The 12,678-nt window shown below is 56.0% G+C and carries 15 protein-coding genes; 9 read left to right on the forward strand and 6 right to left on the reverse strand.

Annotated elements, in window-relative coordinates:
• The first annotated feature begins 160 nt into the window (after positions 1–160).
• Complete coding sequence (locus tag AC2FH2_RS08480) at positions 161–661, forward strand: Lrp/AsnC family transcriptional regulator (RefSeq protein ID WP_142636556.1); 501 nt, start codon at positions 161–163, stop codon at positions 659–661.
• A 116-nt stretch (positions 662–777) separates the two neighbouring features.
• Here the strand turns inward: AC2FH2_RS08480 and AC2FH2_RS08485 are convergent, their stop codons facing one another.
• The 4 genes from AC2FH2_RS08485 to lgt form a co-directional block, all read right to left on the reverse strand.
• Positions 778–1,560: a Hint domain-containing protein gene (locus tag AC2FH2_RS08485; RefSeq protein WP_271949219.1), complete on the reverse strand. Its 783-nt coding sequence runs from the start codon at positions 1,558–1,560 to the stop codon at positions 778–780.
• 726 nt (positions 1,561–2,286) lie between these two features.
• Positions 2,287–3,045, reverse strand: coding sequence for a peptidoglycan editing factor PgeF (gene pgeF / locus AC2FH2_RS08490; RefSeq protein ID WP_496823309.1), 759 nt, complete (start codon positions 3,043–3,045; stop codon positions 2,287–2,289).
• A complete protein-coding gene (locus AC2FH2_RS08495) occupies positions 3,042–4,109 on the reverse strand; it encodes a class I SAM-dependent methyltransferase (RefSeq protein ID WP_496823310.1) in 1,068 nt (355 codons plus the stop codon). Before AC2FH2_RS08495 ends, pgeF begins: the two co-directional genes overlap by 4 nt.
• Complete coding sequence (gene lgt, locus AC2FH2_RS08500) at positions 4,109–4,990, reverse strand: prolipoprotein diacylglyceryl transferase (protein WP_496823311.1); 882 nt, start codon at positions 4,988–4,990, stop codon at positions 4,109–4,111. The genes AC2FH2_RS08495 and lgt overlap by 1 nt, the downstream gene beginning before the upstream one ends.
• Positions 4,991–5,087: 97 nt before the next feature.
• Between lgt and AC2FH2_RS08505 the strand changes: the two genes are divergently transcribed.
• From AC2FH2_RS08505 to AC2FH2_RS08525, 5 genes are all read left to right on the forward strand, one after another.
• Entirely contained in the window at positions 5,088–5,336 is a 249-nt protein-coding gene (locus AC2FH2_RS08505; protein ID WP_142636566.1) for an accessory factor UbiK family protein, read from the forward strand.
• A 307-nt stretch (positions 5,337–5,643) separates the two neighbouring features.
• Positions 5,644–6,144 (forward strand): type III secretion system chaperone family protein, encoded by a 501-nt coding sequence (locus AC2FH2_RS08510; protein ID WP_299659238.1) that lies wholly within the window; start codon positions 5,644–5,646, stop codon positions 6,142–6,144.
• Between the two features lie 34 nt (positions 6,145–6,178).
• On the forward strand, positions 6,179–6,994 hold the full coding sequence (proC, locus tag AC2FH2_RS08515; protein WP_496823312.1) for a pyrroline-5-carboxylate reductase: 816 nt from the start codon (positions 6,179–6,181) through the stop codon (positions 6,992–6,994).
• Entirely contained in the window at positions 6,987–7,325 is a 339-nt protein-coding gene (locus AC2FH2_RS08520; protein ID WP_271949232.1) for a tRNA-binding protein, read from the forward strand. Before proC ends, AC2FH2_RS08520 begins: the two co-directional genes overlap by 8 nt.
• Positions 7,325–8,275 (forward strand): 2-hydroxyacid dehydrogenase, encoded by a 951-nt coding sequence (locus AC2FH2_RS08525; protein ID WP_271949234.1) that lies wholly within the window; start codon positions 7,325–7,327, stop codon positions 8,273–8,275. The genes AC2FH2_RS08520 and AC2FH2_RS08525 overlap by 1 nt, the downstream gene beginning before the upstream one ends.
• On the opposite strand, the gene AC2FH2_RS08530 is transcribed toward AC2FH2_RS08525, so the two are convergent.
• Positions 8,272–8,850 (reverse strand): thymidine kinase, encoded by a 579-nt coding sequence (locus AC2FH2_RS08530; RefSeq protein ID WP_142636576.1) that lies wholly within the window; start codon positions 8,848–8,850, stop codon positions 8,272–8,274. The genes AC2FH2_RS08525 and AC2FH2_RS08530 overlap by 4 nt on opposite strands.
• Before the next feature lie 353 nt (positions 8,851–9,203).
• Between AC2FH2_RS08530 and AC2FH2_RS08535 the strand changes: the two genes are divergently transcribed.
• Positions 9,204–9,665: a hypothetical protein gene (locus tag AC2FH2_RS08535; RefSeq protein WP_142636888.1), complete on the forward strand. Its 462-nt coding sequence runs from the start codon at positions 9,204–9,206 to the stop codon at positions 9,663–9,665.
• Between the two features lie 220 nt (positions 9,666–9,885).
• Here AC2FH2_RS08535 and AC2FH2_RS08540 read toward each other — a convergent pair whose 3' ends face one another.
• Positions 9,886–11,010 (reverse strand): beta-ketoacyl-ACP synthase III, encoded by a 1,125-nt coding sequence (locus AC2FH2_RS08540; RefSeq protein ID WP_496823313.1) that lies wholly within the window; start codon positions 11,008–11,010, stop codon positions 9,886–9,888.
• 166 nt (positions 11,011–11,176) lie between these two features.
• Here AC2FH2_RS08540 and AC2FH2_RS08545 point away from each other — a divergent pair, with 166 nt between their 5' ends.
• Both AC2FH2_RS08545 and AC2FH2_RS08550 read left to right on the forward strand, forming a co-directional pair.
• On the forward strand, positions 11,177–11,644 hold the full coding sequence (locus AC2FH2_RS08545) for a MarR family winged helix-turn-helix transcriptional regulator (RefSeq protein WP_185956678.1): 468 nt from the start codon (positions 11,177–11,179) through the stop codon (positions 11,642–11,644).
• Complete coding sequence (locus AC2FH2_RS08550) at positions 11,641–12,678, forward strand: efflux RND transporter periplasmic adaptor subunit (RefSeq protein WP_496823314.1); 1,038 nt, start codon at positions 11,641–11,643, stop codon at positions 12,676–12,678. The genes AC2FH2_RS08545 and AC2FH2_RS08550 overlap by 4 nt, the downstream gene beginning before the upstream one ends.

The following is a 12,678-nucleotide window of genomic DNA, read 5'->3' on the forward strand; positions in this document are numbered from 1 at the left end:
CCTTGAGGCGCTTAAAGCCCCTTCGTGCCGTATCGGAGAATCCGTTTCACAACTCGCGCTAGAAAAATACCTGGAAAACCAAAGAATATTGCGCAAACGCGAAACATTATTGCGCATCCCTTGGGTGCTGATATAACAACCGAAAATTCAGGAGCTTTTTATGGTCGCGACACGGCTGGACGAGATTGACCGCAAGATTCTGGCAGAATTGCAGGCAGACGGTCGCATGACCAATGTAGAGCTCGCGAAACGTGTGGGAATTTCCGCGCCTCCGTGCCTGCGGCGCGTGCGCACATTGGAGGACTCGGGCCTTATCCGCGGATACCACGCGGAAGTGAATGCGCGTGAGCTGGGTTTTGAGGTTCAGGTCTTTGCAAGCGTCGGACTGGAAAGCCAAGCCGAAGCCGAACTCAGCGCATTCGAGGAACGCTGCCGCGAGTGGCCACTTGTCCGTGAATGCCACATGTTGAACGGCGAAGTGGATTTTATTCTGAAATGCGTCGCTCCGGATCTCAGCAGCTTTCAGCAGTTTTTAACAGGCGAGTTGCTGACCACGCCAAACGTAGCCAGCGTTAAAACCTCACTTGTGATACGCGGCGCTAAGGACGAGCCCGGTGTACCGTTTGACGTCCTGGAAGAACGAATGAACCGGACGGCGTAAAGCGCATCCTTTTGTGACGGCTGGTGCACGGCGGCAGAATCGCCGTGACAACCAGAAACAAAACCCAACTAATTAAAATCTGCATAAAGCCCCCACTTTGCAGTACTGGTTAAAACTCAGGCAGTGATTGCGTCCACCTCTCCATCTCCGGCACGCGGTAACTGCAGCGGGCCAAAGTCATTTAGCGATTCGACATGCTCGAACAAGTTCAAATAGATTGAGCGAAGCGAATGGCTGATCATCCGAACCGCATTTACGCCTGGATGATATGATTCAAACTGTAATCCGTCTACCTTGATAACCGAATGGCGTTTCAGACAGATGTGAAACAATTCGATTGGGGTAGGCGGTAGCATCTCGATGACGCCCATCCCGTCTTGGAACTCGTGTGCGGGCGTCAAAACAGGAGATCCGCCATACAAGTGCCGCAGATGTGCTGGGGTGCCTAACAGGCGCGCAGCCGGACCGACAGTCACGCCTGACATCGGTTTTTGCATTCCGAAGGTATCCGCCATGATGCGTGTCAGCGGGCGCGTGCGACCACGCGAGTCTTCGCGACCGGGGATCAAAGTAACCGAGCCCTTCCAGACCACGGTTTCCGAAGTTCCATTCTGGGTCAAAACCGTATCGCCAGGTAAAAGATCTTCGATCGCTATCGGCCCGTTTTCGGTTTCGACAAGCGAACCCCGCGTAAAGGCACAAAACGCATCCTCGAACATGGGCAGCGCTGGCGCGATGTGGCGGGTTTGGGATACCTCGCCATTGCTCAACAATGAACTGACCTCATAGCGCCGCAGCTGCGCTTTTTGTTTTGTTGTATTTCTTGGAATCTCGCGCAGCATTGTCGACGTATCGACGGCGTTTCTGGCGGCGCGGGCCAAAGAATGTGGAATAGTCATACTAATTCCGTCCCCTCAAACATCCGCTCAGGAAGGCTGAACCCCCGTACAGGCCCGCCCGATCGGTTTTCTTTGTCTTGAATGCTATGGCGACTTCGAGACGTCGGCTGTAACGGCCGCGCGGTGCGATGGAATTTCGCAAACTCTTGGTCAACACATTGACCCCCCAGACAAACTCACAACTCGCAGACGAAAATTGTCTACGCACACAAACTCCTAAACACATTCACAGAAAGCGTCTGTGAAGCGCCACACACCGGATCGGAGCACCCCCGCTGTGTGTCTTGACCCTCAAAGCCGGCAGAATGGCTTTGGTAGGCCTGTCTAATCAGCGTCGCGAAGCCAAACGGCGCGCCACACTGGCAGAACGGCTGGAAACCCGCTTCCACGGCATCTCCAGTTTTTGCTCTCTGGACGCTTTCAGAACAGCGCTGAGAAAGCGGGATCTTTGTTTCATCCTGTTGTCCTACTCGTTCAAGGCTTAGTGCCTAACGACCCAATCTGAGCCTAACGTGTCGCCATATTGAGGCGGCCATAAGGCTGACGCGGGTTGAATCTGGGACAAAAGAAAGTTGGTTGTTTCCTTTTCTTAATCTAGCCGCGCTCACATTCGGAAATATGCAGATAACCATCTGAGAGAGGGCAATAAAACCTAATTTTGGCGACTCATATAGACACAACAAATGTGGCGAAAAAGCGGCGATTTCGCCACAATCAGGACGCGCGTCACAGTTTGATTGCGGAAATCAGGCGGCCGTAGTCGGCTTCTTTTGCATGAACCGATCGGCGGTACGAATAGAATCTGTTCGGGTCCGAATAGGTGCAATGACGAATCCACTCTGCATGCCCGACACCAGCCTGACGTAACCGGTGCAGCCCATAGGACGGGAGGTCAAATTGCATCCGATCACCCGTTCCATTTGCGAAGAATCGCAGGTTTTCTGATGATTCAGTGGCAAATTCTTCTAGGAACTCGGGTCCGACCTCATACGCAGTTTGAGAGATTGTGGGCCCTATGACAGCCACTGTATTCTCGCGCCGTGCTCCCAGCGCCTCCATGGAGTCCAACGTGGCCTCAAGCACACCGTCTAGCGCGCCGCGCCAACCCGCATGTGCAGCTCCTATCACTTTTGCGTGGGTGTCGGCAAAAAGAACAGGTTGGCAATCCGCCGTGAGGATGGTCAGCGCCAGCCCGGGATAGGCCGTAACCAACGCGTCTGCTTTAGGCTTTTCCCCGTCGATTGGACCATCAACAGTTATGACCGTCGGTGAATGCACCTGATGCACCCCGATAAGGGATCCGGGATCGACCTCCATCGCATCCGCTACGCGGTTACGGTTTAACGCGACAGCCTCGGTCTGGTCAGATGATCCATGACCGCAGTTGAGCCCTGCAAATATCCCGGATGAGGCCCCGCCTCGGCGGCAGAAAAAACCATGGCGTACGGATGACAAGAGATCCGAAGTCAGAATTTCCAGCGTCATGATTCCAGTCCCGGTGGTAATGCGGCATAAGATGGGTACAGGCCCAGTACTTTGAACAGGTTTCCCATTTCCTCTGGGTGCGTCAACCGGCGATGTGCGGCTATCAACGCCTCAAGCTTGGACCCGCTGAGTGGTTTCGCCAATGCTTGCGCCCGCGCAGTGATGCCCAGCCGTTCCAGAAAAACGCCTTGGGGTGTCAGGCGCGAATGGGCGCAGCCCGCAGCTCGCGCTGCGCTCGCCAGAGGTTCGAAGTCCACATGGGCGGTCAGATCAGCTTGTCCGGGGCTGGAAAGCGGGTCTATCGGCTTGTGGGCATGTAGCGCCTGAAAAGTATCCCCAAGCGAATGCCAGTCGCCATAATCCAGGATCAGTCCGGCCCCGCCATGTGTCGCGATCCGTCCGGCGATCACAGTGATGATCGGTATGGCCGAAGGGCAAAGCTCGACCAGATCCCCATCCTGCGTGTCCTCAAGCCGGTTCTTCAAAGCGATCTGTGGCGACCGCGGCCCCAGGCCAAAAGCCAGTGATTCGTCCTTCATCCCGATCAAACGTTCCCGCCAATCGCTGTCATCGCGGATGAATTGGCGAATGGGCAGGGCGTCAAAGAACTCGTTTGCCACCAGAAAAAGCGGGGAATCGGGTAGATCGGTGACCGATGTAATCCAGCGTGGAGCATAGGCATCCAGCGTCTTTGCCTGAATGGCGCGCAGGGTTGGTGAGGCCTCAAGCAGTACAATATCTGCCGCCGGGTGAAAGCCATCCACGCCCTGTGTTGCACGCAGCATGTCAGCCATCAGCGTTCCGCGCCCGGGACCCAGCTCCGCTAGCGTGAAACGGCCCGGACGTCCCTGGTCAATCCACCATTGCGCAAGGCTGAGCCCGATTAGTTCGCCAAACATCTGGCTGATTTCCGGGGCGGTGATGAAATCGCCCTGCGGGCCAAGGGGGTCGCGGGTGGAGTAATATCCCAGTGTCGGGTGCAGCAGGCATTCGGTCATATAGTCGGCTACACTCATCGGGCCGTCTTGTGCGATACGTGCCTGTAAGAGGTTGGCGAGGGTCATCACTTGGCCTTAGCGCGTGATGCCAGCCAAAGGCCAAAGGCAATCATTGGCAAAGACAGTAACTGGCCCATGGTCAGGCCGTAGCCGCCCATTTGCCAGGCAAGTCCAAGCGGATTTCCGGGTGAAACAAACTGCGCATCGGGCTGCCGGAAAAACTCGACAATGAAACGCGATGCGCCATAGCCGGACAGAAACACTCCCGTGACCAATCCAGGTCTTTGGAAAGCGTGGCGCCGATAGACCAGCCACAAGAGCAAGGCACCCAGCAGCAACCCCTCAAGCGCGGCTTCGTAAAGCTGAGAGGGGTGGCGGGCGCAAAGACCAATAACCTCCGGGCAGTTTTGGGCGGCGGCACCGGGGAATACAAAGGCCCAGGGCAGGACGCTGGGCCTTCCCCACAGTTCGGCGTTGATGAAATTCGCGACACGACCCAATAACAGCCCAGGCGGCACGGTATGCGCGATCAGATCAGCAAGCGGCAAAATCGAAATTTGGTGACGTCTTGCATAGATATATGAGGCCACGACGACGCCTAGCAATCCACCGTGGAAGGCCATGCCGCCCTGCCAGACCATCAGAATTTCGATCGGGTTCGAAAGGTAATAAGCTGGTTGATAAAACAGCACGAACCCAAGTCGCCCGCCCAGAATCACGCCCAGGATGATCCAGGTGATCAGATCCTCAAGCTGGGCGGGTTGCATAGGTGGCGCCTTGTCGGGCCACAGGGCGGGGCGCTTTAGGGCGATCACCCCCAGGCGCCATGCAATCACAATCCCGGCGATATAGGCGAGGGCGTACCATCTAAGTGCGAAATCCATCCCGAACAGCGAGATCGAGAAAAGTTCGGGCGACAGATCGGGGAAATTCAGAACAGCCTGCATGTGCGTCTCATTGCCCGGGCTTTGAGGGTTAAGTCAACCTTGAGCCTGCGCCAATCATTCCCCATATAGAGACCAACCGCCAAATCGGAGGATAACCATGCAAACCCGCAACAAGATTCTGGATGATGTTTCCCAACTCATGACCAACGCCATGGGTGTTGCCCAAGGCGCAAAGGACGAGGCGGAGAACGCCATGAAGTCGATGATCGACCGTTGGCTGGCTGATCGCGATTTCGTCACACGCGAAGAATTCGACGCTGTCCGTGCCATGGCTCAGAAAGCGCGCGAGGAAAACACAGCGCTCGAGGCGCGCATTGCAGCGTTGGAAGCCAAGCTGGGCGAATAATCCCCCGCGAAATTTTGGAAAAAGACAAACGTCGCGCAATCCGGTTCTGGGTTGTGCGGTGTTGTGCATCATGCCGTCTTGCGGGAATTAAGCAAGACAAAGCTGCATCTGATGCCAATATTTTGATCCCCGTTGCCAGCTATCCACAACTTATTGCTGTTATCCCCAAAAATGGGGGTTGTCAGGCCACCACCCACAGCGCACCATATTTAGTACAGGCAGACTGGGGAAGCCCGGCTTGTAGAGCAGGCAACTAGCGCTGGGGCGCTGTCAGCCCCAAAATGCTAGAGATTAGTGAGGTGGCATTATGGCCCTTTCCGAACAGTTTCTCGAAGAAGACCTTCATCCGATCGATATAGTTGAACATCTTGCCGAACATCACGATTGGGATTTTGACCGCATCGGGGATGATCAGATTGCGATGGCTGTCGAAGGGCAGTGGCGCACATACTCGATCACATTGGCCTGGTCGAATTACGACGAAACGCTGCGTATGGTGTGTTCGTTCGAAATGGAACCGCCGTCCGAGCGGGAGCCAGAGCTTTATGAGCTGCTGAACAAGATGAATGATCAGTGTTGGGCCGGGGCGTTTACCTACTGGGCCAATCAGAAGCTGATGGTTTATCGTTATGGCCTGGTTTTGACCGGGGGGCAGTCGGCCAGCCCGGAACAGATTGACACCATGATCACCGCCGCCGTGCTGAGCGCCGAGCGCTATTACCCTGCGATCCAACTGGTCACATGGGGAAACCGTGACCCCGAAGATGCAATGCAAGTCGCCATTGCAGAGGCTTACGGCCGCGCGTAAAGCTTTGCCCCAAACCAAATGGGGAGGGGCAAACATGGATATCTCGCGCGTTGCGGAACAGGGGCTGGTGCTTCTGGGGTGCGGCAAGATGGGGTCAGCGATGCTTGCGGGCTGGTTGGAACATGGCCTGCCAGCGGCCTCGGTCTGGGTGATAGACCCTTATCCCTCGGATTGGCTGAAGGCGCAGGGTGTCAACATCAACACACCTCTTCCCGAGGCCCCGGCTGTGGTTCTGGTGGCCGTCAAACCCCAAATGATGGGCAAAGCCCTGCCTGCCATTCAAGCGCTGGGCGGAGGTGACAGCCTATTTATTTCAGTCGCGGCAGGCACGTCACTGGCCACTTTCGAAGATGTTCTGGGGGCAGACACACCAATCATCCGGGCAATGCCAAATACGCCTGCTGCGGTTCGGCAAGGGATCACGGCCTTGATCGGGAATTCCGCGACCTCGGACGCAGATATCGTGCTGGCCGAAGATCTGCTCTCGGCGATTGGTCAGACGGTGCGGCTGGATGATGAGGCGCAGATTGATGCGGTGACCGGCGTCAGCGGTTCGGGCCCGGCCTATGTATTCCATCTGATCGAAACGCTGGCGCAAGCGGGCGAAGCGCACGGCTTGCCACCAGAACTGGCGATGAAGCTGGCCAAATCCACAGTTGCCGGGGCAGGGGCCTTGGCAATGGCTGCGGATGATCACCCTTCGCAATTGCGGGTCAACGTCACCTCTCCCAACGGAACCACTCAGGCCGCGCTTGAGGTTTTGATGCATGAAGAAGAGGGTTTCCCGGCCTTGCTACACAGGGCGGTCAAAGCCGCAACCGACCGATCCAAGGAGCTGTCTCGTGAGTGAAATTACATTCGACGATTTTCTCAAGGTCGACATTCGCGTCGGCGAGGTTATCCGCGCCGAGCCCTTCCCCGAAGCGCGCAAGCCAGCGATCAAGATGTGGATCGATTTTGGACGAGATATCGGCGAGCGGAAAACCTCGGCCCAGATCACTGCGCATTATGATCCCGCCTCATTGGTGGGCAAGCAGGTGATGGCGGTGGTAAATTTCCCTCCGCGCCAGATCGGCAAGTTCCTGTCCGAAGTGCTTGTTTTAGGATTGCCCGATGAGACTGGTGAGATCGTCCTGATCGGGCCGGATGGCAAGGTTCCAACCGGTGGGCGGATGCACTGATGCGTGTGTTCATTGCCCGACCGATGACCGCCTCTGTCGCAGCACGTGCACGCGCAGAGTTTGACGCAGAGATGCGCAGTGAAACCTTGCCGATGTCACTCAAGGAAATGGGGCATGCGCTGTCCGAATTCGATGTGGTGGTGCCGACCTTGGGCGACCTGTTTTCTGCCCAGATCTTTGCTGAGGTGCCGGAACCGCGGTGCAAACTGCTGGCAAACTTTGGGGTTGGGTATAATCACATAGATGTGGAGGCGGCCCGTCAGGCCGGAATCGCGGTGACCAATACGCCGGGCGCTGTCACAGATGCGACTGCCGATATTGCCATGACATTGCTGCTGTCCACGGCCCGCCGCGCCGGAGAAGGCGAACGGCTGGTACGTTCAAACCTTTGGCAGGGCTGGCACCCGACACAGATGTTGGGCCATCACGTGACCGGCAAACGGGTCGGCATTGTGGGCATGGGGCGCATTGGGCAAGCCATCGCGCGACGTTGCCACTATGGGTTTGGTATGCACGTCGCCTATCAATCGCGCAGTCCAAAGGAGTTAGAGTTTCCGGCGGATTATGTCTCAGACCTCAAAGCTTTGGCTGCCGGTGTCGATTTCCTGATCCTGGCTGTGCCGGGCGGTGCCGAAACCCGGCATCTGATCAACGCGCAGGTGCTGCAGGCGATGAACGCTGCTGCCATCCTGATCAATATTTCTCGGGGAGAGGTATTGGATGAATCGGCCCTGATTTCGGCGTTGCAAGAAAAGCAAATCGCGGGTGCGGGTCTGGATGTCTACGAATTCGAACCCGCAGTGCCGCAAGCTCTGATAGATTTGCAGAACGTGACCCTGTTGCCCCACCTGGGTACCGCGACTGAGGAGGTCCGCAGCGCTATGGGGCACATGGCGCTAGATAATGTTGCGGCCTTTGTTCAGGGGCGCCCGCTGCCAAATCCGGTTTAGGTGCCCACGGCCTCGCGCCAATGCCTGCGGCACAGCGAGACATAGGTTTCGTTGCCACCAATTTGGACCTGAGCACCTTGGGTGATGGGATTTCCATTCTCGTCCTGACGAATCACCATTGTTGCCTTGCGGCCGCATTCGCAGATCGTGCGAACCTCACGCATCTCATCCGCCAGCGCCAGCAAGGCGGCCGATCCGGGAAACAGCCGGCCCTGAAAATCGACCCGCAACCCATAAGCCAGCACCGGCACGTTCAGGTCATCTACGGCGCGGGCCAGTTGCCAGACCTGATCTTCGGTCAGGAACTGGGCTTCGTCGATAAAGACACATGCAATTTTGCCTTGCGCCAGACGGGCTTCGATCATGGCGAAAACATCATCATCGGTGTCAAAAGTGTCAGCCTCGGATGATATCCCAATCCGCGAGGCAATTTTCCCAGCACCGGCGCGCCCATCCAATGCAGCCGTCATCAGGTAAGTATCCATGCCGCGCTCGCGATAATTATGCGAGGCCTGCAGCAACACGGTCGATTTGCCCGCGTTCATAGTCGAGTAGTTGAAGTAAAGTTTTGCCATGGCTCGGGTCTAATTCGCCAGCCCCGCCTGGGCAAGCCATCTCATGTGGCGAAATGAGCGACGCCGCCGTTGTCCAGTTAGGGGATGAGCTCACGCTCTTTGGGGATGGAGCCCCTGCACTCACAACAGCGACGCCTTCGGCCTATAAGCGGCCTAAACGAAGCGGGGCTAATATGTGCCCCGCTATCACTCGCTACCGGCATTATTGCCGCCACTCACTCACAAAACCCTCGCATATCTGAGGGATAGCCAACATATCGCATTTCAATTATGAATCAGGTATGGGAAATTTCATTTCCCTTTCCCCCGCAATGGCAGATGTAGTGGGGAAGGCAGGTAGCAAAGGTAAAAACATGGCAGATATCGGGGCCTATCTCAAAAAGCACACCGAAGCGTTGGTCAAGGACGTTGGAATTGAGTCCGCGTGCGAGATCACGGGTAAATCCAAAGCCACGCTTGGCCGATATTATTCAGATAATGCAGAGCATGCTGATCGGTTCATGCCGGTTGATGCGGTTGCACGCCTTGAAGCGGTGGCCAACTTTCCGCATGTGACGTCGGCGTTGGCCGACCTCAAGAACATTACGCTGTCATATGATGGCCGCAACACGGACGCTCCTCGCACCGGAGGTGTGAATTCGGATGTCATCGCGTTGAGCCAACGCTTTGCCATGCTTATGACCGAATATCAGTCAGCTATCGAAGACGGTATCATCACGGTGAACGAGGCCAAACGCCTGTTGAAGGAAACCAGCCTGCTGCAGCATGTTCTGATCGAGATGAAGCTGCACCTGGAAGAAGAAAGCGTGAGCTGAGGCAAGGGAAGTTGCGTGTCTTGATCCAGTTTGGTGTGCGTACCGATACTCATGACATGCTAGGTCAAACTTGACCCGATCTGAACGCTCGCATGCTGGGGCTTTTGCCGCTTGCCGCCGGACGGGGTGATGCCAGTGCTGAAACAAGGATCAAACAACCAAGCAGGGTAGAATAAGCCCGGCTTTCTTGTACGAATTTGTGGTTGCGCGGAGTGTTGTCTTAACCGTGCCGTTTCACGATTACCGAACCCACGGAATACCCTGCTCCGAAGGAACAGATAAGGCCGATCTCGCCATCGGTGAAATCGTCAGAGTATTTCGAAAATGCGATGATCGACCCAGCCGAGGACGTGTTCGCATAGTCTTGCAGGATGTTTGGCTGCTCTCCGGGGGCGGGTTCGCGGCCCATGACTTTTTTACCGATAAAATCATTCATCGTTTTGTTCGCCTGATGCAGCCAAAGACGTTTGAGATCGGCGTTGCTGATCCCTTCGGCGTCCATGTGATCGGCAATGTGCTTGCTGACCATTGGAAGAACCTCTTTGAACACTCTACGGCCGTTTTGCATGAACTGCATATCGCGGCGGTCGGTCAATCCCTCTGGCCGAGTGCGACGCAGGAAGCCATTATTGTTTCGGATGTTGTTGGAAAAATCCGTGGCGCAGCTGGTCGACAAAATCTCGAAATGCGGTCCGGTCGCATCCTCGATCCGTTCGATCACGGTGGCCGTTGCCACGTCACCAAAAATAAAGTGGCAATCTCGGTCACGCCATTCCAGGTGGCCCGTGCAAATCTCGGGGTTTACCACAAGCGCACATTTTACCGAACCGGACCTGACCATATCCGCTGCCGCCTGAATGCCGAACGTGGCCGAAGAACAGGCAACGTTCATGTCGAATCCGAACCCTTTGCAACCCAGCGCATGCTGGATCTCGATCGCGATTGCAGGATAAGCCCGTTCATGGTTCGAAGCCGCGCAGATTACCAGATCAACATCGTCCCCGTTGCGCCCGGCCTGTGCCAGCGCTTTCTTGCAGGCGTCAACGGCCATTTCGGTCATGATGCCAGGTTCATCGTCAGAGCGCTGACGAAACAGCGGGTGCATCACGTCGGGATCCAGAACGCCCGCTTTGTCCATCACATAGCGGTTTTCGATTCCGGAGGCCTTCAGAATGAACTCTTCAGACGAATGCTGCATCGGCTCAACGTCACCAGCGGCAATCGCCTCTGCGTTCTGGGTGTTCATCTTGTCGGCATATGCATTGAAGGCCGAAACGAGCTCGGCATTCGTAATGACATTATCTGGCGTGAAAACACCCGAGCCGGTGATTGCTGGCGTATACATGTTGGGTCCTGGATTTCTGGATTCACCCAAAATGCCGTTATGATTGGTATTGTTCAAGAGAGATTGACCCGAGGGAATGTTAAGCTTGGTTGGAAATTGAGCTTCAGTTCTTGAATAGTTCGTTTTTCGAAGTATATACGCGTCAAATTCTGCAAGGAATCATCCCATGGCCCATGATCATAACACTCTGTTGCATCGCTTAAGCCCCGAGATGCAGGCGATGATGGGTGTGTATGCGCTCTATTGGAAGCTCGAGGAGAGCTTCGATGCCATCGAAATAGAGCTGAGCCATCAGGAATGCCATATGGTGATCAAATTGGACCAGCCCAGGCGCATGGGCGTTTTAGCGGCTGACATGCTGTCAGTTCCTTCGACAATCACCTCGACCGCCGATGCCTTGGAAAAAGCGGGCTATCTGAGACGTGAACGCGATCCAGAGGATCGCCGTGCATGGCTTTTGGTTTTGACCGAAAAAGGCACAGAAACACGCCAGATGCTTGTGGCCCAAGCGGGCGCCCTGTTTCAGCGCGCGTCCGGACTGAACAAAGATGAAACCGCAGAATTCGCAAGACTGGCCCGGAAGATCCGGGAAAACATACTGAAAACTGGAATTCCCGAGGGACTGAAGAAATGAAACTGATCTCTGCTGTGGGCGTGGCCCTGATCTTTCTCTCCAGCTCAATCATGGCTGAAGAAGCTGCCAAGCCGGTAAAGCTGATGGTGGTAAAGGAAACCACGCCTGGGTTCACACGTCAGTTCTTTGGTCGCGTCGCTGCGCGGCAAACGGTTGATCTGGCCTTTCAGGTGGCTGGACAGATTGTTGAAATGCCAGTGGCTGAAGGATTTGTCATCCCCAAGGGTGAGCTGATCGCCGAGCTGGATCGCGAGCCGTTCCAGCGCCGCTATGATCGTGCCGTTCTGCAGAAAGATCAGGCGGATCGGACCCTGGCCCGCCTGTCTCGGCTGCGGGGAACTGCGGCCAGCCAAGTGGCTGTGGACGACTCTGAGACTGCGGCGCAACTGGCTGATATCGCTGTGCGTGACGCGCTATACGACCTGGAACAGGCGACATTGACGGCACCGTTTAACGCGCTGGTGTCCAGCCGGGCGGTCGAGGCCTTTACCACTGTTTCCGCAGGTACCCCGATCGTGCGCATCCATGATATGTCCGAACTTCGGATTGAGGTCGACGTACCCGAAATTTTGTTTCAACGGTCGGGCCAGCAGGATGACATCACCATCACCGCGAAATTTCCGGTGAGCGACGAAGTCTTCCCGCTTCAGATCCGCGAATTCGATGCTGAATCTTCAAGTGTCGGTCAAACCTTCCGCATCCAATTTGGCCTGACACCGCCTGAAGGGCTGCAAATTCTGCCTGGTTCGTCGGCTACTGTGACCGTTCGGGTCAAGGACCAGAAACGGGGGATCTTTGTTCCGCCTACAGCCATTGTGGCCGATGTCGAAGGGGCGCTGGGCGTAATGGTGTTTTCTCCGACTGGGGCTGACCAAGGGACACTGCGCCGCGTCCCCGTTACCATCGAGCCCACGGAAACTGGTGATGTCAACGTACTGGACGGCCTAAGTGACGGGGAAGAAATCGTTGTCGCCGGCGGCGACGTTTTGATTGACGGTCAGGTGGTGCGCCGCTTTACCGGTCTTGCCAACTAA

The organism is Ruegeria sp. YTSA105 (assembly GCF_059610225.1).